Annotated in this window: 21 protein-coding genes; 12 read left to right on the top strand and 9 right to left on the bottom strand. The window is 71.3% G+C overall.

Features of this window, described 5'->3' with window-relative positions:
* Positions 1 to 4 precede the first annotated feature (4 nt).
* Positions 5 to 469, top strand: coding sequence for a 6,7-dimethyl-8-ribityllumazine synthase (gene ribH / locus BM393_RS08635; RefSeq protein WP_091724377.1), 465 nt, complete (start codon positions 5 to 7; stop codon positions 467 to 469).
* Positions 466 to 978 carry a transcription antitermination factor NusB gene (nusB, locus tag BM393_RS08630; protein ID WP_091724376.1) on the top strand — a complete coding sequence of 171 codons (513 nt, stop codon included), beginning with the start codon at positions 466 to 468 and terminating at the stop codon, positions 976 to 978. The genes ribH and nusB overlap by 4 nt, the downstream gene beginning before the upstream one ends.
* Positions 979 to 1057: 79 nt before the next feature.
* On the opposite strand, the gene BM393_RS08625 is transcribed toward nusB, so the two are convergent.
* Positions 1058 to 2257, bottom strand: a complete 1200-nt coding sequence (locus BM393_RS08625) for a nitronate monooxygenase family protein (RefSeq protein ID WP_091725240.1) — start codon at positions 2255 to 2257, stop codon at positions 1058 to 1060.
* A gap of 338 nt (positions 2258 to 2595) precedes the next feature.
* Here BM393_RS08625 and BM393_RS08620 point away from each other — a divergent pair, with 338 nt between their 5' ends.
* The 4 genes from BM393_RS08620 to BM393_RS08605 all read left to right on the top strand — a co-directional run bounded on the left by BM393_RS08620 (position 2596) and on the right by BM393_RS08605 (position 8579).
* Positions 2596 to 6189, top strand: coding sequence for an alpha-1,6-glucosidase domain-containing protein (locus BM393_RS08620; protein ID WP_091724375.1), 3594 nt, complete (start codon positions 2596 to 2598; stop codon positions 6187 to 6189).
* Positions 6190 to 6267: 78 nt separating this feature from the next.
* Positions 6268 to 6864, top strand: coding sequence for a PEP-CTERM sorting domain-containing protein (locus BM393_RS08615; RefSeq protein WP_091724374.1), 597 nt, complete (start codon positions 6268 to 6270; stop codon positions 6862 to 6864).
* An 84-nt stretch (positions 6865 to 6948) separates the two neighbouring features.
* Complete coding sequence (locus tag BM393_RS08610; RefSeq protein WP_091724373.1) at positions 6949 to 8151, top strand: pyridoxal phosphate-dependent aminotransferase; 1203 nt, start codon at positions 6949 to 6951, stop codon at positions 8149 to 8151.
* Positions 8148 to 8579: a thioesterase family protein gene (locus tag BM393_RS08605; protein ID WP_091724372.1), complete on the top strand. Its 432-nt coding sequence runs from the start codon at positions 8148 to 8150 to the stop codon at positions 8577 to 8579. Before BM393_RS08610 ends, BM393_RS08605 begins: the two co-directional genes overlap by 4 nt.
* 9 nt (positions 8580 to 8588) lie before the next feature.
* Here BM393_RS08605 and BM393_RS08600 read toward each other — a convergent pair whose 3' ends face one another.
* Genes BM393_RS08600 through BM393_RS08565 form a run of 8 tightly spaced genes read right to left on the bottom strand, consistent with a single transcriptional unit; the run spans position 8589 to position 16005 of the window.
* Positions 8589 to 8894 (bottom strand): DUF971 domain-containing protein, encoded by a 306-nt coding sequence (locus BM393_RS08600; RefSeq protein ID WP_091724371.1) that lies wholly within the window; start codon positions 8892 to 8894, stop codon positions 8589 to 8591.
* Positions 8891 to 10009: a HEAT repeat domain-containing protein gene (locus BM393_RS08595; protein ID WP_404932593.1), complete on the bottom strand. Its 1119-nt coding sequence runs from the start codon at positions 10007 to 10009 to the stop codon at positions 8891 to 8893. The genes BM393_RS08600 and BM393_RS08595 overlap by 4 nt, the downstream gene beginning before the upstream one ends.
* Entirely contained in the window at positions 10006 to 10857 is an 852-nt protein-coding gene (locus BM393_RS08590; RefSeq protein ID WP_254783405.1) for an ABC transporter ATP-binding protein, read from the bottom strand. The genes BM393_RS08595 and BM393_RS08590 overlap by 4 nt, the downstream gene beginning before the upstream one ends.
* 53 nt (positions 10858 to 10910) lie before the next feature.
* A complete protein-coding gene (locus BM393_RS08585) occupies positions 10911 to 11789 on the bottom strand; it encodes an ABC transporter permease (protein WP_091724369.1) in 879 nt (292 codons plus the stop codon).
* Positions 11790 to 11793: 4 nt separating this feature from the next.
* On the bottom strand, positions 11794 to 13239 hold the full coding sequence (locus tag BM393_RS08580) for an ABC transporter substrate-binding protein (RefSeq protein WP_091724368.1): 1446 nt from the start codon (positions 13237 to 13239) through the stop codon (positions 11794 to 11796).
* A gap of 16 nt (positions 13240 to 13255) precedes the next feature.
* Positions 13256 to 13501 (bottom strand): ferredoxin family protein, encoded by a 246-nt coding sequence (locus BM393_RS08575; RefSeq protein WP_091724367.1) that lies wholly within the window; start codon positions 13499 to 13501, stop codon positions 13256 to 13258.
* Entirely contained in the window at positions 13498 to 15246 is a 1749-nt protein-coding gene (locus BM393_RS08570; protein ID WP_091724366.1) for a fumarate reductase/succinate dehydrogenase flavoprotein subunit, read from the bottom strand. The genes BM393_RS08575 and BM393_RS08570 overlap by 4 nt, the downstream gene beginning before the upstream one ends.
* On the bottom strand, positions 15247 to 16005 hold the full coding sequence (locus tag BM393_RS08565; protein WP_091724365.1) for a GntR family transcriptional regulator: 759 nt from the start codon (positions 16003 to 16005) through the stop codon (positions 15247 to 15249).
* A gap of 265 nt (positions 16006 to 16270) precedes the next feature.
* Here BM393_RS08565 and BM393_RS25165 point away from each other — a divergent pair, with 265 nt between their 5' ends.
* The 6 genes from BM393_RS25165 (at position 16271) to tolQ (ending at position 26101) form a co-directional block, all read left to right on the top strand.
* Positions 16271 to 17080: a DUF6250 domain-containing protein gene (locus BM393_RS25165; RefSeq protein ID WP_141225263.1), complete on the top strand. Its 810-nt coding sequence runs from the start codon at positions 16271 to 16273 to the stop codon at positions 17078 to 17080.
* Positions 17081 to 17216: 136 nt separating this feature from the next.
* Positions 17217 to 19544, top strand: a complete 2328-nt coding sequence (locus BM393_RS08560; protein ID WP_141225262.1) for a TonB-dependent receptor — start codon at positions 17217 to 17219, stop codon at positions 19542 to 19544.
* 3 nt (positions 19545 to 19547) lie between these two features.
* Positions 19548 to 22469 carry a Tat pathway signal sequence domain protein gene (locus tag BM393_RS08555; RefSeq protein ID WP_217648400.1) on the top strand — a complete coding sequence of 974 codons (2922 nt, stop codon included), beginning with the start codon at positions 19548 to 19550 and terminating at the stop codon, positions 22467 to 22469.
* Positions 22470 to 22536: 67 nt separating this feature from the next.
* The gene (locus BM393_RS08550) at positions 22537 to 24357 is read left to right on the top strand and encodes a rhamnogalacturonan lyase B N-terminal domain-containing protein (protein WP_091724363.1); all 1821 of its coding nucleotides are present in this window, start codon (positions 22537 to 22539) and stop codon (positions 24355 to 24357) included.
* 113 nt (positions 24358 to 24470) lie between these two features.
* Entirely contained in the window at positions 24471 to 25184 is a 714-nt protein-coding gene (locus BM393_RS08545) for a GDSL-type esterase/lipase family protein (RefSeq protein ID WP_217648399.1), read from the top strand.
* A gap of 224 nt (positions 25185 to 25408) precedes the next feature.
* Positions 25409 to 26101, top strand: a complete 693-nt coding sequence (tolQ, locus tag BM393_RS08540) for a protein TolQ (RefSeq protein WP_091724361.1) — start codon at positions 25409 to 25411, stop codon at positions 26099 to 26101.
* The last annotated feature ends 14 nt before the right edge of the window (positions 26102 to 26115 follow it).

The raw sequence follows: 26115 nt of genomic DNA, 5'->3' as shown, positions 1-26115 counted from the left end.
CCGCATGCAAGGATCTGACAAGGGTCAGTCGACCCGACTCGACGGACGCGGCCTGCGCGTGGGCATCGTCCAGGCGCGCTTCAACGACGAACTGACGACCGCGCTGGCCCAGGCCTGCCGGGCTGAACTGAACCGGCTCGGCGTCCAGGACGCCGACATCCGCCACGTCACCGTGCCCGGCGCGCTCGAGGTGCCGGTGGCTCTGCAGGCCATGGCCGTCAGCGGCCGCTTCGACGCGCTGGTGGCGCTGGGCTGCATCATCCGCGGCGAGACCTACCACTTCGAACTGGTCGCCAACGAGAGCGGTGCCGGCGTGACGCGCCTGACGCTCGACCACCGCCTGCCGATCGCCAACGCGATCCTGACGGTGGAGAACGAGGAACAGGCCTGGGCCCGTGCCGAAGAAAAGGGCCGCGATGCCGGAACCGTCGCCGTCGAGATGGCGCAGCTGCTGAAAGAACTCAAGTGAACACCAAGGACACCTCCTCCCCCGCCGGCAAGCCCGCGGCCAAGAACGGCGGCAAGCCGGCCGCCAGGAAGGCGCCGGCCAAGTCGGCCCGCCGCCGCTCGCGCGAGCATGCGCTGCAAGGCATCTACCAGTGGCTGGTCACCGGCGAAGACCTCGGCGTGATCGACGCGCACACGCGTGAGCAGGACGGCTTCGACAAGGCCGACCGCGGTCATTACGACAAGGTCTTCCACGGCGCGATCGAGGAAGCGGCCGACCTGGACGCCGTGCTCGCCCGCCACGCCGACCGCAAGACGACCGAGCTCTCGCCCATCGAGCACGCGATCCTGATGATCGGCGCCTACGAGCTGAAGAACTGCATCGACATTCCCTACAAGGTGGCGATCAACGAGGCGGTCGAGCTGGCGAAGTCCTTCGGCGGCACCGACGGCCACAAGTACGTCAACGGCGTGCTGGACCGCGCCGCGATCGACCTGCGACCGGTCGAGGTGAAGGCCGCCCGCGGTTGAGCGCGCGGCGCCTCAGGCGCCAGAAGCTGCAAGGGCCCGGGACGATCCGTCCGCGGGCCCTTTGTCATTGCCGGGCGTCTCAGGCCGCGGGCGTGCCGAGGGGAACCCCGGGCGTCAGCAGGCGTTCGAGCAGCTGCCGCACGCTGGCGATCTGGTCGCCGAACGGCAGTGCGCCGCGACCGCGGAAGAACAGGCCTCTCGCGGTCTCGCCGCGCAGCGCCGAGGCCAGCCGCTGGTCGATGCAGAACTGACCCCAGTCCTTCAAGCCATCGCGCAGGCCGCACTGGCTCAGGCAGTCGAAGGCCAGGGTGCAGCGCTTCTTGCGCTGCGCGACGGACTGCAGGCGCGCCTCCGCGCCCAGGTACTTCTTCAGCCACGGCGTCATCACCGCCCGCGCGGGCAGGCCCGCGACGCTGCAGAACTCGACAAGGTCCTCCTCGCGCGCCTGGGCCAGCACCCGCTTGAACGACGGATGCGCATCGCACTCCAGCGTCGCGGCGAAGGGCGTGCCGAGTTGCACCGCGTCGGCGCCCAGCGATTGCAGCCGCTGGATGTCCTCGCAACGCCGCACGCCGCCGGCGGCGATCAGCGGCACCTGGCCCTCGACGCCCGCATCGCGCAGGAAGCGCCGGACCGCGGGCAGCACGGTCTCGAAGTCGAAACGGCCATCGCCGAGGTCCGCGACCCGCGCCGCGCCGAGGTGCCCACCCGCATGGCCGGGATGCTCGATGACCACGGCCGCCGGCAGCCGCTGCCGGCGCTCCCATTTCTTCCACAGCAGCGTCACGCCGCGGGCCTCGGACAGGATGGGGACCAGGGCGGTGCGCGGATGGTCCTGCGCGAGCTCGGGCAGATCCAGCGGCAGCCCCGCGCCCACCACCAAGGCGTCGATGCCGGATTCGAGCGCCGTCCGCACCGAAGACGCGTAGTCGCTCACCGCGCGCATCACATTGACCGCCAGCAGGCCGCGCCCTTCGCAGAGCCGGCGAGCCGCCCCGATCTCGCGCGCCAGCGCCTCCTGGTTGGCCTGTTCGATCACGGCCTTCTTCTCGTCGCCGTCGCGCATCGACTCGCTGCGCGCCATGAGGTCGGGGTGATGACGCCGCAAGTCCACCGACGCGATCGTGCCCCAGGCGCCCTGCCCCGCGACGCTGCCGGCCAGCCGGTGCGCCGAAACCCCCACCCCCATGCCTCCTTGAACGATGGGCAGCAGGTCGCGGCCGGCGAGGCGCAAGGGGCGCAATCCGGCGGCGCGGACGCGGTCGAGGAGCGAAGCCATGGTCATGGTGGGGTTCCGGAAAAAACGAAAGCCCGGATGGTGGCGGCTCGAGCGCCGATGCGCCTTGACGCGGCTCAACAAGGGCTCGGGGCGCCCGGCTGCGAGTTCGTGTCGAATTCGCTGCGCCAGCGTGGGCGGTCGACAACGGCACGCCTGGCCCATACGCGGCGGTGAAATAAAACTACGACCGCCGCGCGGCACTTGGACCTGGCCCGGCCGATCCTGTCCCTTGTGCTGTCCCATTCAGCCAGGACATGTAGCGGAACTTCGGGGTTTCACTATTCAGTGACGTAGTTTTACTTCACTAGCATCCGCCGACCTCTTGAAGGGACAAGGCGATGCGCATCGGAACTGGGGCGGGTTGGCGAGCGGTGCTGGGCACCTGGGCGGTCGCCCTGAGCGGGTTGCTCAGCGCGTGTGGTGGCGGCAGCGGCGAGGCCGACACTCCCCGCGCCCAGTCAGCGGGCGCAGCCGCTTCGGCTGCGAGCGATCTCGGCGTCACCGTGCTCGCCGCCGTTCCCGATCCCGCCGCCGGCGGCGGCGCCAGCCGCGCACGCGCCGCCGCGGTCGCCTCGCCGGACGCGCCGGCCACCTCGCTGCGCGTCCACTACCGCCGCGCCGATGGCAACGCCGCCGGCTGGCAGATCCACACCTGGAACGCGGCCCGCAGTCCCAACTGGAACGAAGGCTGGAACGCCAGCGGGAGCGACGACTTCGGCGTGTACTACGACGTGCCGCTCGCGGCCGGCAGCGGCACCGTCGGCTTCCTCTTCCACAAGGGCGACGAGAAGGACAACGGCGGCGCCGACCAGTCCCTGGTCCTGCAAGCCGGGGCCAACGAAGTCTGGCGCCTGCAGGGCGACGGCACGACCTACACCAGCAACCCGCTGGGCCAGCCGGCGCCCGACCTCACGACGGTGCGCGTCCATTACAAGCACTTCGATGCCCACTACGCGGCCTGGGGCCTGCACCTGTGGAACGGCAGCGGCCTGGACACGGCCGCCCTGCCGTCCGGCGTCACCATCGACCGCTGGAACCAGCCAGTGCCGTTCAGCGCGATGCCGGGCCATGCGGTGGGCAGCGACGAGGTGGTCTTCGACCTGCCGGTGCTCAATCCGCGGGACGACGCCAGCCGCAAGGGGCTGGAATTCATCATCCACGGCATGCCGCCCAACGAGAACGACAAGGACGGCCGCGACAACAACCTGCGCGTCGAGTTCGGCGCGCTGACGGTGCAGAACCGCGTCGGTCAGATCTGGCTGGTCGAGGGCGACGCCACCGTCCACACCGCACCGCCGGACCTGCGCCAGGTGTCCAGCACCGATGCGCGCGCGGTGTGGCTCAACAAGACGCTGGTCAAGTGGCCCCGCATCAGCGCCAGCGGCGGCGTGCGGCTGTACCACTCGGCCACCGGCCAGATCGCCGTGGCCGCCGGCGCGGCGGTGACGGGCGCCGACGGCTTCATCACGCTGGACGCCTTCACCGGCACCGTGCCGGAGGCCGCGGCCCGGCGCTTCAAGTACGTGACCAGCGGCGGGGTCTTCGCGGTGCGCCCGGACGACATCGCGCGCCTGCCCGCCCTGCATCAGCAGCAACTGGTGCTGGCGCAGGTCGACGCCGACGGCCGGGTGCTGAACGCGACGACCGCCCAGATCGCCGGCGCGCTCGACGACCTCTATGCGGCCGCGGACGAGGTGCCGGACCTGGGCGCCGTCGTGGCCAGGGGCAGCACCAGCTTCAAGGTCTGGGCCCCGACCGCGCAGAACGTCCAGCTGGTGCTGACCACACCGATCGGCGCCTCCTCGCTGACCCGCACGACGACGGAGTCCATGACCCGCGATGCCGCGACCGGCGTCTGGCACCTGAGCAAGCCCGGCAGCCTGCACGGGGCGACCTATCGCTACCAAGTGCAGGTGTTCGTCAAGGGCGTGGGACTGGTGCGCCAGCTGGTGGCCGATCCCTACTCGCGGGGCGTGACGCTGGGCGGGCAGCAGAGCGTGGTGATGGACCTCGACGCCGGCGCCACCAAGCCGCCCGGCTGGGACGCCGGCGCGCCGCCGGCGACGGTGAACGCGCCGTCGGACCTGAGCATCTACGAGCTGCACGTGCGCGACTTCTCCATCAACGACGCGACCGTGCCCGCGGCGCGGCGCGGCAAGTACCTGGCCTTCGCCGAGAGCGGCTCCAACGGCATGCGGCATCTGGCGGCGCTGGCCGCGGCGGGGCTGACCGACGTGCACCTGCTGCCGGCATTCGACTTCGCCACCGTCAACGAGAAAGGCTGCGTGACGCCCTCGCCCACCGGTGCGCCCGACGGCGAGACCCAGCAGGCCGCCGTGGCCGCCTCGGCCGCCGCCGACTGCTTCAACTGGGGCTACGACCCGCAGCATTTCTCGACGCCCGAGGGCAGCTACTCGAGCAACGCGAGCGATCCGGTGGCGCGGGTGGTCGAGTTCCGCCGCATGGTGCAGGCGCTCAACGCGGCGGGCCTGCGGGTGGGCATGGACCTGGTCTACAACCACACGACCTCGTCGGGCCAGAGCGCCACCTCGGTGCTCGACAAGGTCGTGCCGAACTACTACTTCCGCTACAACGCCAGCGGCGGCATCGAGCGCTCGACCTGCTGCGAGAACACCGCGTCCGAGAACCTCATGATGGGCAAGCTCATGATCGACTCGGCGGTCATCTGGGCGCGCGACTACCGCATCAGCTCGCTGCGTTTCGACATCATGGGCCACCATCCGCGCGCGGTCATGGAGACGCTCAAGGCCCGCGTGGCGCAGGCGGCCGGACGCGAGGTGCAGATCGTCGGCGAGGGCTGGAATTTCGGCGAGGTCGCCAACGGCGCGCGCTTCGTGCAGGCGGAGATGCTGTCGCTGAACGGCTCGGGCATCGGCAGCTTCAATCCGCTGATCCGCGACGCGGTGCGCGGCGGCGGTTGCTGCGATTCGGGCGCGGCGCTGCGGGCCAACCAGGGCTACGTGAACGGCTTCTTCTATGACAGCAACGGCTGGAACGCCGGCCAGACGCGCGGCGAGCTGATGTGGCAGGCCGACCGGATCCGCGCGTCGATGGCGGGCTCGATCCGCGGCTTCCAGATGCAGACGAACTGGGACGAGACCCTGCGACTCGAGCAGATCGACGTCGGCGGCATTCCCGCCGGCTGGGTGCTGGAGCCGGGCGAGGTCGTCAACTACGTCGAGAACCACGACAACCTCACGCTGTTCGACAACAACGTGTTCCGCCTGCCGGCCGGCACCAGCCGCGAGGACCGCGCCCGCGTGCAGGTCCTGGCCAGCGCGATCAACGCGTTCAGCCAGGGCGTGGCGTACTTCCATGCGGGCGGCGACACGCTGCGCAGCAAATCGCTGGACCGCAACAGCTACGACAGCGGCGACTGGTTCAACCGGCTGGACTGGACCTATGCCGACAACCACTTCGGCGTGGGCCTGCCGCCCGCGCGGGACAACGCCGACAACTGGGCCCTGGCGCGACCGCTGCTGGCCGACGCGACGATCAAGCCGGGTGCCGCCGACATCGCCTGGACGCGCGACGCGTTCCGCGACCTGCTGCGCATCCGCAAGAGCTCGACGCTGCTGCGCCTGCGCACCGCGGCGGACATCCAGGCGCGGCTCAGCTTCCTGAACACCGGGTCGGCGCAGGAGGCGACGGTGCTGGTCGGGCGGCTGAACGGCGTCGGTTATCCGGGGGCCAACTTCGACGAGCTGGTCTACCTGATCAACGTCGACAAGACGGCGCATGCGCTGACACTGCCCGCGCTGGCGGGCCATGCGCTGGTGCCGCATCCGGTCCACGCGACCGGCGCGGACGCCCGCGCGCGCCAGGCCCGCTTCGACCGCGCGACCGGTCGCTTCGAGCTGCCGGCGCGCACGGCCGTCGTGTTCGTCGTTCCCGCCGCCTCAACACGCTGAACCCACGCGCTGAATCCACCCGTTGAATCCACGTGCTGAATCCCCCCCTGATTCCATCCGCCGATGAAAGTCCTCCCCATGACAAGCTCCCCTTCCGCAGCGGCCCTGGCCGCCTGGTCGCTGGCCGCGGTGATGGCGCTCGGCGCCGCCGGCGCGCAGGCAACGCCGGTCGCCATCGACGTCAGCGGCGCGCAGAGCATGGACCTGCCGGGCGATGCCGGCAACACGGTCTGGTTCGTCAACGTCGGCGCGTATGCGGCGCTGAACGCGCTGAGCTGGTCGGTCACGCTGGAGGCGTTCTCGCCGAGCGTGCTGTCGGAAATGCAGCTGAGCTTCGGTGCATCCAGCGGGCTGGAGCAGATCACCTTCGCGCCGGGCGACGGCGATTTCCTCAGCGGCACGGGCCGCTACACGGGGATGCTCGACCTGCGCGGCCTGGGTGTGAGCGCCGGCGCGGACGGCCTGCTGCGCCTGGAGTTCAGCGAAGCCTTCAAGGACCTCGCGCCCGGCGTGGCCGATGGCCGCTGGCTGGGCGGCACGCTGAGCTTCGACGTGACGACCGCCTCGGCCGTGCCGGAGCCGGCGAGCCTGGCGCTGGTGCTGGCGGGCCTGGCCGCGATGGCGGGGATCGGTCCCCGCGTGGCCCGACCCCAGGCGCCTCGCCGGCCCGGCTGATGCCGTCGGGGTGACCCGGGGCGAGCCGGCGGCGGTGCGCGCGCCAAAACTAGAATGGCGGCCGCACAGCACTTGCACCCAGCGATGAGACTCTCCGATCGCGTCCAGGCCATCGATCCCTTCTACGTCATGGAATGCGCCAAGCGCGCCGACGCGATCGCCCGCTCGGCGGTCTGCGATCCGGCGCAGGGCGGCCGGCCCATGATCTACCTGAACATCGGCGAGCCCGACTTCGGCGCCAGCCCCGCCGTCCGCGAGGCCGCCGCCCGCTTCACCGCCGCAGGCCGCATCCCCTACACCCATGCCAACGGCCTGCGCACGCTGCGCGAGCGCGTCGCCGACTGGTACCGGCAGACGCAGCGGCTGACGATCGATCCGGACCGCATCGTCATCACCGCCGGCGCCTCGGCCGCGCTGCAGCTCGCCTGCCTGGCGCTGTTCCAGGCCGGCGACGAGGTGCTGATGCCCGACCCCAGCTATCCCTGCAACCGGCACTTCGTCGCCGCGGTCGATGCGACGCCGGTGCTCATTCCCTCCACCGCCGCCGAGCGCTTCCAGCTCAGCCTGGACCGCCTGCGGCCGCACTGGACCGAACGCAGCCGCGGCGTGCTGCTGGCCTCGCCGAGCAACCCGACCGGCACCTCGATCGCGCCGGAGGAACTCGCCCGCATCCACGCCTTCGTGCGCGAGCGCGGCGGCGTCACGATCGTCGACGAGATCTACCAGCCGCTGAGCTTCGACAGCCGTTATGCGCGCAGCGCGCTGGCGCTGGGCGACGACGTGGTGTCGATCAACAGCTTCTCGAAATACTTCGGTATGACCGGCTGGCGCCTGGGCTGGCTGGTGCTGCCCGAGGCGATGGTGGGCGCCGTCGAGAAGCTCGCGCAGAACCTCTACATCTGCCCGTCCACGATCGCGCAGCAGGCCGCCCTCGCCTGCTTCGAGCCCGAGTCCATCGCCGAATACGAGCGTCGTCGCGAGGAACTGCGTCGTCGCCGCGACCTGGTCGTGCCCGCGCTCGAGGCCATGGGCCTGCCGGTGCCGGTGCCACCCGACGGTGCCTTCTACGCCTGGGCCGACGCCTCCGGCACCGGCCTGGGCAGCTGGGACCTGTGCATGGACCTGATGACGCATGCGCAGGTCGCGCTCACGCCCGGCCGCGACTTCGGCCCCGCCTTCGGCGAGCGCTTCCTGCGGCTGTCCTTCGCCTCCAGCATGGACGACCTGCGCGAGGCGCTGGCCCGCATCCGCGTGCGCCTCGACCAGCTGAAGGCCCGCGCCGCATGAACGCCGCGCCCGACGCCTCGACGACGACCGCCCAGTCCCCGACCTTCGAGCTGGAGCTGAAGGTGCGGGACTACGAATGCGACATGGACCATGTCGTCAACAACGCGGTCTACCTCAACTACCTGGAACACGCCCGGCACGAGCTACTTGAGACCCGCGGGCTGAAGTTCGGCGAGCTCTCCCGGCGCGGCATCAGCCTGGTCGTCACCCGCGTGGAGATCGACTACAAGGGCTCGCTGGTCAGCGGCGACACCTTCGTCGTGCGCACGACGCTGCGGCGCCAGGGACGGATCCGCTTCCTGTTCGACCAGACCATCCATCGGCGCGCGGATGATCGCCTCATGCTGAAGGCGGTGGTCACCGGCACCGCGTTGAACGCCAAGGGCCGGCCCGAGTTCCCGCCCGAGATCGAGCAGGCCTTCGGGTAGATCGGCGCTTCACCGGCTGTCGCCCGCCTCCGAGGCGCCCATCTCGCGCAGCAGCGACCACGGATAGATGCCCCGGTCGTGTCCGTCGCTGAAGCTCAGCCGCAGCGCGTAGTGCCCCACCAGTTCCGCGTGACTCAACGCGACCTCGGGGTCCCCGGCCGATGAGACCGCGCCCTTCAACGCCGCCGCCTTGCAATGCGCGCAGCGGCAGGCCGCACGCAGGGCCCAAGCCGCCAGCACGAGCTCGGCATCCGGCCAACGCAGGCGCAGATGGCCGGCGTGGAGCTCGACCGCCTGGGGCGCGTCGCCGCTCATGACAGGCGCTGGCGCGCCAGCCTCGCAGCCTTGCGCACTTCAGGATCAGGGTCGGCGTCGGCAGCCTCCAGCGCCGGCAGCGCGCGCGGGTCGCCGATCTCGCCCAGCGCGATCGCCGCCTCCTTGCGCAGGTTGCCCGCGCGGTGGGCCAGCGCCTCGATGAGCACCGGCAGCGCCGCCCTGTCGCGCAGGCGGCCCAGCGAGCGCGCGGCGCGCAGGCGCACCTGCCAGTACGCATCCGTCATCGCCTGCCGCAAGGCCACCGCGGGTTCGGTGGCCCTGCTGCCCTCGTTGCCCCAGTTAGCTTCACCGGCGTCGATGGCGCCGTTGACGTCGTTGGCTGCGCCGGGTGCGTTCGCCGTGCCGCCTGCGTTGACGGCGTTGATGGCGTCGGCATCACTGCCATGGCCGATCGCGATCTGGCCCAGCTTGCCCAGCGTCGTCGCCGCCTCCTCGCGGACCTGCCAGGCCGGATCGCGCAGCGCCGCGCACAGGGCCGGCAGCACCGACGGCGCGTCGCCGGCCGCCGCGAGGCCCAGCGCCCCCGCCGCCGCGCGGCGCACCTCGGCGTCCTCGTCGCCGTTGGCCAGGCGCGCGAGCGCCGGCAGCGCCGCCGCATGCTTCAACCAGCCCAGCACCCCCACGGCCTCGCGGCGCACCGCCGGATCGGCATGAGCCAGCGCGGCCGTCGCCGGCGCCGCGGCCGCCGGCACGCGCAGCTCCTTCAGCGCGCGCAGGGCCGCGGCGCTCACGAAGCCGTCCGCATGGCCCACCCGGGACACGAGCCGCGCACCCGCCTCGGCGTCCTTGAGCTCGGCCAGCGACTGCGCCGCGGCCTCGCGCACGCTCGCCTCGTCCGCGAGCGCATCGGCCAGCGCCTCCACCACCTCGCCATCGCCCCAGCCGGCGAGCGCGCGCGCCGCCTCGGCGCGCAGTGCCGGGTCGGGATCGCCGCGCAACACCGTGACGAGGGCCGGCAGCAGCGCCTCGTCCTCGACGTCGGCGAAATCGAGCAGCGCGACGCGCCGCACGCCCGCGTCGGGGCTGGTCAGGCGTTGCCGCAGATCGGCGGAACGGGGATCGATGTCAGGGGAAACAAGGCTCATGGTCATCAGGTGGCGAAGCGCCATTGCGGCGGCAGGGAGGGCGACCCCAGCGGCGTGAGCCGCTCGAGCGCGGGCGCCCGCGCGTCGTGCCTCAGCAGCGCGAGGCACCGGCGCTTGAGCGCGACGAAGGCGGGATCGGTGAGATGCGCGGCGCGGCGCGGGCGCTCGAAGGGAACGTCCAGCGCCTCGACGATGCGGCCCGGACGCGCGCTGAGCACCAGCACCCGGTCGGCCAGGAACAGGGCCTCGTCGATGTCGTGGGTGACGAAGACGACGGTCGGCGAGAGCCGCGCCCACAGGTCCAGCAGCAGTTCCTGCATGCGCGCGCGGGTCAGCGCGTCCAGCGCGCCGAAGGGCTCGTCCATCAGCAGCACGCGCGGATGGTTGATCAGCACGCGCGCGATCTCCACCCGCTGCTGCATGCCGCCGGACAGTTCGCGCGGATAACGATGCTCGAAGCCCGCCAGGCCGACCATCCCGATCAGCTGCCGGGCCTCGCGTTCGCGCGTGGCGCGGTCCACGCCTTTCATCTTCAGCCCGTAGGCGACGTTGTCGAGCACCGTCTTCCAGGGAAACAGCGTGTGCTGCTGGAACACCAGGCCGCGCTCCGGGTCCGGACCCCCGATGAGCGCGCCGTCGAGCCGCAGCTCACCGCGCGCGGGCCGCAAATGCCCGGCCAGCGCGCCCAGCAACGTCGACTTTCCGCAGCCCGAGGGGCCCAGCAGGCAGATGAACTCGCCGGGCGCGGCGTCGATCGTCACCTCGCGCAGGACCTCGACACGCGCGTTCCCCTGACCGACCTCGATGCTCACCTGCTCGATCAGGAGCCGGCTGCCACGCGGCGGCGCGGGCTGCACGGCTTGCACGGGCGGCACCGATTGCACCGTCTGCACTGATTGCACGGACGCTGTCATTGCGCCTCCCGCTGCGGGCGATACCACGGCATCAGTCGCCGCCCGGTCCACTGGATCAGCGCGCTGCTGCCCATGCCCAGGGCGCCGATCAGCAGCATGCCGACCACGATGTTGGGATAGTTCTGCACGGTGTAGGACTCCCAGGTGAAGTAGCCGATGCCGTACTGGCCGGCGATCATTTCCGCGGTCACGAGGCAGAACCAGCAGGTGCCCATGCCGATGGACAGCCCGGTGACGATGCTGGGTGCGGCCGCCGGCGCGATCACCTCGGCGAAGAGCCGCCAGCGGCGCGTGCCCAGGCTGCGCGCCGAGGCCACCAGCCGCGGGTCGACCGCCTCCACGCCATGGACCGTGTTGAGCAGGATGGGGAACACGGCGCCGGTGAAGGTGATGAACACCATGCTGCCTTCCGAGGACGGGAACATCAGGATGGCCAGTGGGATCCAGGCCACCGCCGGAATGGGCCGCAGCACCTCCAGCGGCGGCAGGAGCAGCTCGCGCGCCAGGCGCAGGCGCCCGATCAGCAGGCCCAGGCCGACGCCGGCCAGCACCGCCGCGCCGAAGCCCAGCCCGATGCGCAGCAGGCTGCTGCCCAGGTGCGCGCCGAGCTTGGGCGAGCGCAGCAGCGCCAACGCGGCGCCCAGCACCTCGGCCGGCGCCGGCACGTTGGCGAAGGTGATCAGCCCGAGGTTCACGCGCGTCGTCGCCGCCAGGTGCCACAGCGCCAGGCACAGCAGCAGCGACGCGATCGGCAGCCCGCCGCGCCGCCACCGCGCGGACCGGACACCGGCGGTCGCGTTGGCCGAGGATGTCGCCGGCGGTGTCACCGGCGAGGCCGTCGAGGCCGCCGGGGCCAGGGAAGGAACGGCGCTCATGTCGTCACAGCGCCGTCGGCCCGGCCGCCTTCGCGCCGGCGAAGTCGAGCACGCGGCCGCGGTTGGCCGCCGCGTAGGCCGCGGCGGCGTCCTTCTGCAGGAAGGCGCTGAGCTGCCCCTTCGCATCGATCGCGTACCAGCTGGTCGGCGCCAGCAGCTTGATCCGGTGGATCAAGTCGTGGACGTAGACCGCGCGCGCCTTGCCGCCGGCCGCCTCGATCCGGCGCAGGTCGGCGAGCGCGTTCTCGATGCTCGCGTAGTGGCGCACCTTGGGCTCGCCCTGGACCCAGATGCCGGCGGCGCGCTGCACGTCGGTGATCGGCCGGCCGGTCGTCGCATCGACGGCCTTCAGCGGCAGCTTGTCCCGGTTGGCGAGCCGCTGCTCGTAGTCCAGGCCGGACTGCTTGAACGCGGCGCGGATGTAGCGGTCGTCGATGAAGCTGTCCGCGTTCAGCGGTGAGTCGCGCCCCATCAGCTTGAGCGTCTCGATCGAGGTCCTCAGCGCCTGCCGGTATTCCGGCTTCCAGGTGAGGTCGCGCGTCTGCAGGCCCAGCGGCCCGTGGTAGAGGTAGTTCACCGCCGCGTCGATGCCGGTCACCTGCTCGATCAGCAGGCTGTACTTCTCCGGCTCGGCGGCGATCAGGCGGTCCGCCTCGAGCGCCGCGCGCAGGAAGGCGACGATCACCTCCGGATACTTTTCCGCATACTCCGCGCTGACCAGCGAGCCGTGGTACGTGGGCGCGTTGGCCTGTGCGCCGTCATAGATCTTGCGGGCGACGCCGCGGTGCTCGAACAGCTCGACGAAGGGCACGAAGTCCGCATGCGCCTCGATCCTGCCGGCCTGCAACGCGGGGCCGGCGACCTCGGGCGCCTGGGTGATGATGGTCACGTCCTTCTGCGGATCCCAGCCCTGCGCGGCCACCGCGCGCAGCAGCATGCCGTGGGCGGTGGAGGCGAACGGCACCGAGATGGTGTGGCCCTTGAGCTCCGACAGCAGCGTGACCTTGGAGTCGCGCGGCACCACGATGCCGTTGCCGCTGCCCAGCGTGCTGCCCGACAGCACCGTGATGAACACGCTGCGCTTGCCGGCCTTGAGGAAGGCCGCACCGTTGTTGGAGCCGGGGAAATCGGCCATGGAGCCGATGTCCAGCTTGTCGGCGACCATCTCGCTGGTGAGCGGCGCGCCGGAGGTGAAGTTCTTCCACTGGATGTCGTAGCGGACCTCCTTGTAGCGGCCGTCGCGCGGCAGGTACTTCTCCAGCAGTTTCAGCTCGCGGATCAGCAGGCCGCCGGTGGCGCAGTTGATCGTGGTGTCCTGCGTGCCGATGGCCACGCGGATGGTCTCGGCGCGGGCGCTGGCGGGCGCGCCGGCCAGTGCGACGGTCAACGCGGCGGTAAACGCGGCATTCAGCGCCGCGGTCGGCAGGACGCTCAAGGGCTTGAAAGGCATCTCGGGTTCTCCGGTGTCAACGCAGCAGGTAGGGGATGTCGACGCGCACCGCGCCAGTCGGGCAGTCCTTCTCGCAGGGCATGCAGTACCAGCACTCGTCGAACTTCATGTAGGCCGAGCCCTTGACCAGGTCGATGGCCAGGACGTCGAGCGGACACACGTCCACGCAGACGGTGCAGCCCTTGTCGGCGATGCACTTGTCGGCGTCGACGGTCACCGGGACGGCGCTGGGATGGAAGGCAAGCGGGGCGATGGTGGTCATGCGGGAAGGGCCTCGGTGGGAGCCTCGATGGGCGTGGCGATGCGCAGCTGCCGGTAGGCATTGCGGTCGGCGTCGGCGATGGGGACGAGGTAGGGCTCGATGGCGCGCTTGAAGCTGACCATCCGGCCCTGCCCGTCCTTCATCAGCTGGGCGTGGCAGAACCACTGCGCGTCGTCGCGATCGGGGAAGTCGACGCGCGCGTGGTACAGGCCCCAGCGGCTCTCGGTGCGGTAGAGCGAGGCGCGGGCGGCCATCTCGGCGCAGTCGCGGATGGCATGCACCTCCAGCGCCCGCATCAGCTCGTGGGGCTCGCGCGCCTTGAGCCGATCCAGGTCCTCGCGGATGGCCTCGAAGCGCTCCAGGCCGATCTCCATCTTGCGGGTCACCTTGGGCGGCTGCAGGTAGTCGTTGACCATGCGGCGCAGCTTGTATTCGACCTGGTTGGGCGGCAGGCCGTCCTCGCGCAGCAGCGGCGCCCAGACGCGGCGGCGCTCGTCCTCGACCTGGCCCGCGTCGACCGCGGCCAGGCCGTGCTCCGCGCTGAAGCGGGCGCTGCTCTCGCCCGCCAGCTTCCCGTAGACGAAGGCGCCCAGCATGTAGTTGTGCGGCACGCAGGCCATGTCGCCGGCGGCGTGCAGCCCGGGCACGGTGGTGCGCGCGTGCTCGTCCACCCAGACGCCGGAGGCCGAATGACCGCTGCACAGGCCGATCTCGGAGATGTGCATCTCGACCATGCGCTCGCGGTAGTCGGTGCCGCGGCCGGCGTGGAAGCGGCCGCGGCTGGGCCGCTCGTTGGTGTGCAGGATGGTCTCGATGGCGGAGATGGTCTCCTCGGCCAGGTGGTCCAGCTTCAGGAACACCGGGCCCTTGCCGCCCTGCAGCTCACGGTGGAACTCCCACATCATCTGGCCGCTCCAGTAATCGCATTCGATGAAGCGCTGGCCCTCGGCGTTGGTGGTGTAGCCGCCGAAGGGACCGGTGACGTAGGCGCAGGCCGGGCCGTTGTAGTCCTTGATGAGCGGGTTGATCTGGAAGCACTCCAGGCCCGACAGCTCCGCGCCCGCGTGGTACGCCATCGCGTAGCCGTCGCCCGCGTTGGTGGGGTTCTCGTAGGTGCCGAAGAGATACCCCGACGCCGGCAACCCCAGCCGTCCCGCCGCGCCGCAGCTCAGCACGACGGACCTGGCGCGGATCACGTGGAAGTCGGCGGTGCGGCAATCGAAGCCCATCACGCCGGCGATGCGGCCGTCCTCGGCGGTGAGCAGCCGCGTCGCCACGACGCGGTTGGTGATCTCCACGCGGGCGCGCTTGAGCTGCCGGTACAGCACCTTCTTGATGTCGTGCCCTTCCGGCATCGGCAGCACGTAGCTGCCCATGTGATGGACCTTGCGCACGGCGTAGTCGCCGGTCTCGTCCTTCTCGAAACGCACGCCCCAGCGGTCCAGCTCCTCGATCATCGCGAAGCTGCCCTGCGCGTAGGCCATCACCGTCTTCTGGTTGACGATGCCGTCGTTGGCGATGGTGATCTCGCGCACGTACTGCTCCGGCGTGGCGTGGCCGGGGATGACGGCGTTGTTGAGGCCGTCCATGCCCATGGAGATCGCGCCGCTGCGCTTGACGTTGGCCTTCTCCAGCAGCAGCACGCGCAGCGCCGGATTCGCCTGCTTGGCCTTGACGGCCGCCATCGGTCCGGCGGTGCCACCGCCGACGACGACCACGTCGTATTCATGTTCGAAGGTCTGCATTCAGCGCTCCTGGCGGTGACGGTCGACGCGCAGCCGGTACTGGAAGGCGTCGGCCCGGAAGTGGAGGTATTCGAAGTCGATCGGGCGCCCCTGCGCGTCGTGCGTGAGCCGCTCGATGCGCAGCACCGGCGCGCCTTCGCTCATGCCGAGCGCCTCGGCCAGCTCGGCGTCGGCGAGCGTCGCGTCGATCTTCATGTCGGCGTGGCCCAGCGGCAGGCCGCATTCGTTCTCGAGGATCAGGAAGATGTCGCGGGTGACCAGGTCGGCCTGGGCGAGCTTGCGGCCGATCGCGGCCGGCACGTAGGTGAGCTCCAGCGACACCGGCGCGCGGTCGAGCAGCCGCACGCGCCGGATCTCGGCCACCGGCGCGCCGTCCTCCAGGCCGAGGCGCCGGGCGACCTCGCGCTCGGCCGCGACGAAGCGCAGGCCGCGCAGCTGGTTGAGCACCTCGTGGCCCTGGGCCGACATGGACTCGGCGAAGCCCATCAGGCTGCTGACGTTCTGGAAGGCCTTGGGCCGGGAGACGAAGCTGCCCTTGCCCTGCAGCGTGTAGATCAGCCCTTCGCGCTGCAGCGCACCCAGCGCCTGGCGCAGCGTGATGCGGCTGACGCCGAAGGCGGCGCCGAGTTCGCTCTCGGACGGCAACTGGGACAGCGGCGCGTAGGTGCCGTCCAGGATCCGGGCGCGCAGGGTGTTCTTGACCTGCGCATGCAGGGGCGCGCTGGGCAGCGCGATGAGTTCGGCCGTGTTCGGTTTCATCCAGGTCCAACCTGTCATGACGAGTTGGCGCGAAGCGTAGGCAGGCGGACCGGTGGCGCGAAGCAAGATTCCCGCATATCGATATCGGGTGGCGCGAGCAGGCGCAGGCCGCGGTGCATGGGCGCGTGTCGTCGGGCGCGAGCGTCACGCCCATCGATGGGCAAGCACGAAATCGGCATGTGGCTGGCGGGATTTCGCATTTGCCGGGGCGGGAGGCCGGCCAACATAGTCGCGCCCTGTCCTGTCACCACGCCTTGAATCACCGATGCACCCGTTGAGCGCGAAGGGCCGCGGCCCGGCCCCTGCGCATGCGCCGCACCAGGAAGAGATCCACCGCCCGTCCCGCGCCGTCGCATGGCTGCTGGGACTCGCGAGCCTGGCCGCCCACGCCCAGGAAGCGCCCGGCACGGTGCTGGCGTCGGACGACTTCCGCCACGGCACCAGCGCCTGGCGCATCGAGCGGCAGGCGCCCGACAGCCTCGTGCGCGCCGAGGACGGCGTGCTGGACCTGCAGGCGAGCGCCGGACTGACGCTCTGGTATCGCCAGCCCTTCAGCGGCGATTACGAGATCCAGCTCACCGCGACGCCGCTCAAGGCGTCGTTCCCGGGCCTGCCGGACCGGGTGTCCGACCTCAACCTGTTCTGGAACGCCACCACCGCCGAGGGCGGCGATCCCGGCGCGCGGCAGGCCGACGGCGCGCTCGCCAGCTACGACGCGCTGCGCCTCTATTACCTCGGCTTCGGCGCCAACGGCAACCGCAGCACCCGCCTGCGCCGCTATGACGGCACCGCCGCCAGGCCGCAGGTCGCCGGCTATGCCGACCCGTCGCTGGCCACCGCCGACGACCGCCTCGGCGCGCCGCCCGCGTTCGCGCGCTTGAAGGACGGCGAGGCGGTGCGTCTGCGCATCCAGTCGCGCGCGTCGCCGGGCCAGGCGGCCGAGCTCCGTGTTCTCGCCGATGAGCAGCTGGTGTTCGCGTGGACGGATCCCGCGCCGTACCGCCACGGCTGGCTCGCGCTGCGCACCACGGCCAGCCATCTGCGGATCAAGGATTTCCGCGTCCTGCGGCTCTGAACAGTCCTCCCGCCCGCGCCGTCGCGACGCCGCTTCCACGAATCCTTCGCGCCGTCGTGACAACGTTGTCGCCCCTCGTCTCATTCATCTCTTTCGTCTTTTTCGTCTTTTTCCACAACAAGAACCCAGGTCCCCCATGTCGATTCCCGTCCCCTCCCTTTCGCGTCCTCCCCTCGTCGCGGCCCTGTGCGCCGCCGGCCTCCTGCTGGGCGCCCATGCGGCACAGGCCGCCGCGTCCAGCGACAACGCCAACGCCAACGCCAATGTCACTGCCGGTGCCAATGCCAGCGCCAAGCTGAACACCACCGTCAACGACAGCAACACGGCCAGAGCCACCGCCAACGTCACCGAGCTCGACGCGGTGCAGGTCACCGGCCGCGCGAAGAAGGAGCAGCATCCGCAGCGCCCCGCCTCGGCCGTCTCGCGCGTGCGCGGCGAGTCGCTGGCCGAGCTGCATGTCGAGGACATCCAGGACCTGCAGTACGTGGTGCCGGGCCTCTACATCCAAAGCACCGATTCGAATGACACGCAGCTCACGATCCGCGGCGTGGGCGACGGCGGCGGGCAGACCAGCGGCGACCAGAACATCGGCATGCCCAGCAGCGTGGCGACCTATGTGGACAACGTCTACTTCCCGCGGCCGGGCATCATCCGCTCGCTGACCGACATCGATTACGTCGACGTGTTCAAGGGCCCGAGCGGCACCGTGTTCGGCCAGAACGCGACCGGCGGCGCGATCGACATCCACACCAAGGGCCCGTCCTTCCAGCGCGAGGGCGCGGTCAGCGTCTCGTATGCGGAGCGCAACACGTCCAAGCTGACGGCGGCCTTGTCGGGACCGCTCAGCGACAGCGCCGCCTACCGCGTCACGGCGCTGTACGCGCACAGCGACGGCGCGGTGAAGAACCTCGCCGACGGCGGCCACCTCAACGGCTACGAGCGCAAGGGCCTGCGCGCGCAGGTGCTGCTGCGGCCCAGCGCCAGCTTCGAGTTGAAGCTGACCGCGGACTACGGCGCCGAATCGGCCACGCCGGCCCGCGTCTACAAGTCGGTGGCGGACAGCTTCCCGGCCACGGCGCGCAAGATCGGCGCGAGCTACGTGGCCGGCGGCCGCGAGACCATCGTCGACGACGTCACGACCACCGCCGCCGAGCAGGGCGGCGTGTCCGCCGAGGCCAACTGGAAGCTGGACGGCGGCTACAAGTTCCGCTCGGTCACGGCCTGGCGCCATTACCGCTACGTCCCGCAGTTCGCCGACGAGCTCAGCGTGCGCATCTACGCCAACAGCGGCACGGCGGTGGACGACTCGACCTTCACCCAGGACCTGCGCCTGGAGTCGCCGCGCGGCGAGTTCTTCGACTACGTCGTGGGCCTGAGCTACTTCCGCGACAACCAGGACACCGAGGCCCACACCCGCTACGCCAGCACGGACATCGTCAACACCTACGCGGGCAACGGCTTCAAGGGCCTGGACATCGTCCGCAACGGGCATCTGGAAGACGAGATGAGCTCGGCCTACGGCCGCGGCACCTTCCACCTGAGCGACCGGCTGGACCTGCAGCTCGGCGCGCGCACCACCTACAACGATCGCGACGCGAGCTTCGTGCGGCTCAACCGCGCCGCCTTCGATTCCGGCGACCTGCGCGTGCACAAGGTGCTGCCGTCCGCGTCGGCCAGCCTGAAGCTCCAGATCGACGACGACTGGAGCAGCTACCTGTCCTACGGCTACGGCCGCAAGGCCGGTGGCATCAATGTGTCCGCGGGCGCGGCCAAGAAAGCCGGTCTCGACACGCTGCTGCTCAAGCCCGAGACCACGCGCAACGTGGAGATCGGCGTGATCGGCGCGCTGGTGCCGGACCGGCTGACGCTGCAGGCCGACGTGTTCCGCACGCAGGTGAGCGACTTCCAGACGCAGGCCTACGACGATGCCAACGCCACCAGCTACCTGATGAACGCGGGCGACTACCGCAGCCAGGGCGTGGAAGTGGCGCTGCGGGCGCAGCCGCTGGAGCGGCTGGACGTGGTGCTGAGCGGCATCGTCAACGATGCACGCTACACGGATTACCGCCGCGCGCTGTGCCCGCCCGAGATCACCGCCACCTTCTGCGACCTCACCGGCCAGCGCGTGTTCAACGCGCCCAAGCAGGTGCTCGCGCTGTCGGCGCGCTACAACTGGTCGCAGGGCGACTTCAAGCCCTACGCCTCCGCGCGCTACACCTACCGCGGCTGGACCTACGGCTCGGTCGACAACGCCGCGTCCGCCCGCGTGCCGGGCTACGGCCTGGCGGCCTTCACGCTCGGCGTGAAACGCCCCGGCGCCGACGGCGACTGGGACGCGGCGCTCTGGATCACGAACGCCTTCAACAAGCTGTACTACACCCGGCTCAATGGCGGCAGCACGGTGATCGGTTACGTCGGCGATCCTCGCACCGTCGGCGTCACTCTCGGCTACGCCTTCCGCTGAGCCATGCCGATCAGCCGACGCCACCTGCTGCGGGGCCCTGCCCTGCTGGCGCTGTCCAGCGCCGCCGCGGCCGCGACAGCCGCCACCGCGGCAAGCACGCCAGCCGGTACCGGCGGGACGGCCCTGCCCGCCCCGCCCCGCGCGCTCCCCCGGTCCCCGTCGGACGCGTGGGACCGCCCCGCTACCCAGGCGGCGCCGACGCCGCTGCCGCACGACCTCGACCCGCAAGCGCTGCGCTGGCTGGACGGCGCGGCGCCGACCGGGCATGCCGGCACGGACTGGGGCTGGCCATGGCCGCGCGGCGAGGTGCGGCGCGGCCAGGCCTTTGCGCTGCGGGACAGCGAGGGTCGGCTGCACGCGCTGCAAGGCTGGCCGCTGGCCTGGTGGCCCGACGGCTCGTTGAAGTGGTCCGGCCATGCGTTGCCGCCCGCCTTGACGCCGCCGGGCGAGGCCACCAAAGCCTGGCGCATCGTTGCGCTGCCACCCGGCAAGACAGCGCCCTCGCCCATCCCGCCGCTGCGCGTGGAGGAGACGGCCGATGCGGTGATCGTCGACACCGGCGTCATCCGCTGCACCGTGCCGCGGCGCGGCGCCACGCTGGTGGCCTCGATCACGCGCGGCGGCGTCGACCTCCTGCGCGAGCTGCGCCTGGTGGCCGATGCCGACGACGCGCCCGATGACGAAGGGCCGAGGCGCCGCACGCGGCGCAGCTGCGGCGAGGTGGAGACCGTCGACATCGAGCAGCGCGGGCCGCACCGCGCGGTGCTGCGCTTGCGCGGCCGCCATCGCGTGCTCCCGGACACTGCCACCGATACCGCAACGGCCACAGCCACCAGCACCACGGCCACCGGCTCCGCTGCCGATGCCGCCGCGCGCGCGTGGCTGCCCTTCGACCTGCGGCTCTACCTGTACGCCGGCGGCGACGCGCTGCGCATCATGCACAGCTGGGTCTTCGACGGCGATCCGCAGCGCGACTTCCCGCGCGGCCTCGGCCTCATCGCCGACGTGCCGCTGCGCGACCCGCTGCATGACCGTCACCTGCGTTTCGCCGGCGCGGCCGAGGGCCCGGACGCGGGCCTGTGGGCCGAGGCCGTGCGCGGCCTCACCGGGCTGCGCCGCGACCCCGGCGCCGAGGTCCGCGCCGCGCAGCTCGAGGGCCGCGCCTGCCCGCCCGACAGCACCTGGCAGCGGACGGTGCGCGAGCTCCAGGATCACATCCCCGCCTGGGGCGACTTCAGCCTCACCCAGCACTCGCCGGATGCCTTCCAGATCCGCAAGCGCACGCGGCCGGGCCACACCTGGATCCATGCCGCCGACGGCGCGCGCGCCGCCGGCCTGGGCTACGTGGGCGGCCCGGGCGGTGGCCTGGCCTTCGGACTGCGCGACTTCTGGCAGCGCCATCCGGCGCAGCTGGAGGTGCGCGGCGCCCACACCGACACGGCGCAGGTGCGGCTGTGGTGGCACAGCCCCGACGCGCCGGCGATGGACCTGCGGCCTTACCACGACGGCCTCGGGCAAGACACCTTCGAGCAGCAGCGCCAGGGCCTCGAGCTGACCTACGAGGACTACGAGCCGGGCTTCGACACCGCGGTGGGCGTCGGCCGCAGCCACGAGATCACGCTCTTCGCGCTGGCCGCGACGCCATCGCGCGAGCGCCTGCTGCAGCTGGCGCGGCTGGTGCAGACGCCGCCGCGGCTCGTGGCCGCGCCGCGCCGCTACCTCGACACGCAGGTCTTCGGCCCGCTGTGGTCGCTGCCCGACCGCGGCACGCCGGCCAAGGCCGCGATCGAGGACCGGCTCGACAGCCTCTTCGACTTCTACCGGCGCGAGGCGGAGCAACGTCGCTGGACCGGCTTCTGGGATCACGGCGACATCCGCCACACCTATGACGAGGACCGCCACGAGTGGCGCTACGACGTGGGCGGCTTCGCCTGGGACAACTCGGAGCTCTCGCCCGACCTGTGGCTCTGGTCCGCCTTCCTTCGCAGCGGGCGGGCGGACATCTTCCGCTTCGCGGAGGCGATGGTGCGCCACACCAGCGAGGTCGACACCTACCACCTCGGCCGCTTCCAGGGCCTGGGCACGCGGCACGGCGTGCTGCACTGGAGCGACAGCGCCAAGCAGCTGCGCATCAGCACCGCCGCCTACCGTCGCCACTACCACTACCTCACCGCCGACGAACGCATCGGCGACGTGCTGCACGCGCTGCGCGACGCGGACCGCACGCTGATCACGCTCGATCCCGGACGCAAGCTGGGCGCGCGGCCGAGCGGTGCCGGCGACGGGCTGCTCGGCGTCGGCACCGACTGGGGCGCGCTGCTGGCCAACTGGCTGACCGAGTGGGAACGCAGCGGCGACCCGCGCTGGCGCGACCGCATCCGACGCGGCATGCAGAGCGTCGCCGCGATGCCGCATGGCTTCTTCAGCGCCGCCACCGCGGGTTATGAACTCGAGACCGGCGCGTTGATCGATGTCTCGGGCGGGCGCGTCGGCGCGAGCCATCTGAGCGCGGTGTTCGGGCTGACGGAGATGGTGGCCGATCTCATCGCGCTGGTCGACGTGCCGGGCTTCGAGGACGCCTGGCTGCAGTACTGCGCGCTCTTCAACGCGCCGGTCGAGGAACAGCGCCGCGCGCTGGGCGCGCCGCACGGCGGGGCCCGGGCGCTGTACGTGGGGCACTCGCGCCTGACCGCCTACGCGGCATGGCGCCGCCGCGATCCGGCCCTGGCGCAACGCGCCTGGCGCGAGTTCCTGAGCGATCCCCGCTCCGGGCCGCTGGCGACGCGGCGCGTCGATGGTCCCGCCGTGCTCCGCCCGGTGGTCGAGGCGCCCGGCCTGAGCACCAACGACGCCGCGCAATGGGCGCTGGCGGCGATCCAGAACCTCGCCCTCATCGGCGATGCCCTTCCCGAGGCGTCTCCCTGAGGCGCTTTCCCGTCCCCGGCCGACGCCTCGACATCGCGCGGGCGGCCTTCATCCACGAGGAGCAAGCATGTTGAATCCCCGATCCTGGCGCGCCTGGCTGGCGCAGGCCGCCGTCGTCGCGAGCGCGCTCGCCCTGCCCCATGCGGCGATGGCCGCGTTCAGCCTCACCACCCGCTGGGACAGCGGCAGCGCCTCCAAGGTCCAGTACGAGGTGGACACCAACGCGGGCCTGGTCCTGCGCGTCATGGCCTATGACAACGGCGCCAGCACGCAGTCCGCGGGCGACATCTCCAGCCTCGTCTACAACGGCGTCCAGTACCAGGATCCGGCGCGCGGCTCCCAGCTCAACTCGGGCTTCGACGGGCTGTACAGCAATGTCTCGGCGGTGAGCGTCTCGGCGGAGATGCTGTCTGCCAGCGGCGCGTCGACGCCGGCCTCGACGGCGCAGAACGGCGCGCTCACCGGCGGGGCCTACATCAAGATCACGGTCACCAGCAACAGCGGCAAGGGCGGGCTGCTCAAGCACTACTACCTGATCAAGGCGGGCGAACCCCGCGTCTACATGGCCACCTATTTCACCGAGGAGCCCGACACGCTGGACATGGTGCGCTACATCGTGCGCGTGCCCATCGGCGCGCTGTCCAGCGGCCCGCCGGCGGGCGTGCCCGGTGGGCAGACCAGCGCGGGCACCTGGCCGCAGGACCTGCGCGGCACCGACACCACGGTGGAGTCAGGCGACGTGTTCGGCTTCTCCGCGGGCAACGCCTCGGCGGGCCAGACGCGCTCCAAGCATTACGCCAACCAGCGCCTCAAGGACTGGCAGTACTTCGGCGGCCGCAACAGCGCCGGCACCGTCGGCTTGTGGCTCTACCGCGATGGCCAGGAGGGCGGCTCGGGCGGGCCGTTCTATCGCAGCCTGCTCAACCAGATCACGACCACCACCAACGAGCTGACCTATATCGTCAACTACAGCGAGGGCCAGACCGAGCCCTTCCGGCTCGGCGTGCTCAACGCCTACACGCTGATCTTCACCGACGGCAGCGCCCCGGCCGCGCCCGACACCAGCTGGTTCTCCGTGGCGGGCCTGCAGGGCTACGTGCCGCCGTCCGGTCGCGGCGGCATCGCCGGCGTGGCCTTGACCGGCACCGTCGCGGGCAACGCCTACACCGTCGGCTTCGCCAACGACCAGGCGCAGTACTGGGCCTCGGCCGACCTGGCCAACCGCGGCTTCTTCAAGTCCACCGGCATGCTGCCCGGCGCCTACACGCTGACCGTCTACAAGAACGAACTGGCGGTCTACAGCACCGGCGTGCAGGTCACCGCGGGGAGCACCGCCTCGCTGAACACCATCGCCATCGACGGCGATCCGGAAGCCACGCCCGCGCTCTGGCGCATCGGCCGCTGGGACGGCGCGCCCACCGAGCTGCGCAACGGCGCCCAGGTCACGACGATGCACCCGTCCGACGTGCGCCTGGCCAGTTGGTCGCCGGGCGCCTTCACCGTGGGCAGCTCGGCCGACACGGCCTTCCCGGCGTATCTCTGGCGCGACGTGAACAGCGGCCAGGTCGTGCGCTTCACCCTGACCAGCGCCCAGGTCAAGGACGCGACGCTGCGCATCGGCATCACGACGGCCAGGGCCAACGGACGGCCGTCGATCAGCGTCAACACCTGGAGCTCGGACACGCCGGCGGCCTCGACACAGCCCACGACGCGCACGCTCACGGTCGGGACCTATCGCGGCAACAACACCACCTACCGCTTCGCGATTCCCGCGAGCGCGCTGGTCGTCGGCACCAACACGCTGACGATCAACGTCGCCGGCGGCGGCTCGGCCACCGGCTACCTGAGCCCGTCGTTCGCGGTCGACGCGATCAATTTCGTCCAATGAGCGCGGGGCGTCGCGGGCCGAGCCGCCGCGCGCTGCTGGCGCTGGCGGCGGGGCTGGGAGCGGCGTCGTGGCGCGGGGGTCGGGCGGAGGCGTCGGCCGCCGGGCCCGCGCCGATGGATCGTGGCAGGACCCTGTTCATCGTCGGCGACTCCACCGTGCGGAGCGCCGGACGCCATGGCCAATGGGGCTGGGGGGAACGGCTGGCGCCGTGGTTCGACCCCGGCGAGCTGACGGTGGCCAACCACGCGATGGCCGGCCGCAGCAGCCGCAGCTTCCTGCGCGAAGGACGCTGGGCCGAGCTGCGCTCGCTGCTGAAGCCGGGCGACGCGGTGCTGATCCAATTCGGCCACAACGACCTCGGCCGCGTCGGCGATCCCGCCGCCAAGCAGCGCGGCGTGCTGCCGGGGATCGGCGACGAGACCGTGGAGGAAGCGCTGCCCGACGGCGGCGTCGAGCAGGTCCGCAGCTTCGGCGCCTATCTGACGGCGTACCTGCGCGACGCGCGGGCCGCCGGCGCGGTGCCCGTCGTCGTCTCCCCGGTGCCGCACCGGGACCGCTGGCGGGACGACGTGGACTTCCCCGAGATCGGCGCCTGGGGCCGGGAGGTGGCGCGGCGCGAGGGCGGGTGGTTCATCGACCTGACCGGGGCCGTCACCGAGGCCTACCGCGCGCTCGGCCAGGCCGAGGTGGACCGGCTCTTCGCCGACGCCAACACCCACACCAACGAGGCGGGCGCGACGCTCAACGCCGAATGCGTCGCGCGCTTGCTGGGCGCCCTGCCGGACGCGGCGGGCGTGCCCCGGCCGCGGGCGCGGCCGCGCGCGTAGTCCGAGGCCGACGGTCGCGGCGTTCAGGTGCGCATGGTCTCCCCCTCGCACCGCTGACACGCTTCTTTGCATGTGGCTGGTTCGCCGTTTGCCAAGGAGGCCGCCAGTCTTGTCACAATTCCCCCTTTCGATCACGACCCGACCCTCGACCGGCCACCGCTCACCGCCGGCCTCCGCGCGCCTTCGCGCCGGGTGCCGTCCCGCGATCACCCTTCGTTGACCTCATGAACCAAGACCTCTCCATCATTTCCCTGATCGCCCATGCCAGCCTGACGGTGCAGCTGGTGATCGCCGCGCTGCTGCTGGTGTCGCTCGCGAGCTGGAGCGTGATCTTCAGCAAGCTGATCGCGCTGGGACGCGTCAAGGCGCGCAACGAGGGCTTCGAGCAGGAGTTCTGGTCGGGCAAGAACCTCAACGACCTCTACACCAGCGTGTCCAACCGCCCGGACGGCGCGCCGCTGGAGCGCATCTTCGCCTCGGGCATGCGCGAATTCCTGAAGCTGCGCGAGAAGCGCGTCGTCGATTCCGGCGCGCTGCTGGACGGCGCCCGCCGCGCCATGCGCGCCAGCTACCAGCGCGAGCTCGACGCGATGGAATCGCACCTGTCCTTCCTGGCGTCGGTGGGCTCGGTCTCGCCCTACGTGGGCCTGTTCGGCACCATCTGGGGGATCATGCACGCCTTCGTGGGGCTGTCCAACCTGACCCAGGTCACGCTGGCCACCGTCGCCCCGGGCATCGCCGAGGCGCTGGTCGCCACCGCCATTGGCCTGTTCGCCGCCATCCCGGCGGTGCTGGCCTACAACCGCTTCGCCCGCCAGATCGACCGCAACGCCATCACGCTGGAAACCTTCATCGAGGAGTTCTCCAACATCCTGCAGCGCAACGCCGGCCAGCCGGCGCCGGCCGCGCAGCGCTGATCCGGAGGAACGGC

This window comes from Mitsuaria sp. PDC51 (assembly GCF_900113225.1).
Classification (GTDB): domain Bacteria; phylum Pseudomonadota; class Gammaproteobacteria; order Burkholderiales; family Burkholderiaceae_C; genus Roseateles.
This window is presented reverse-complemented; position numbering and strand designations above follow the sequence as displayed.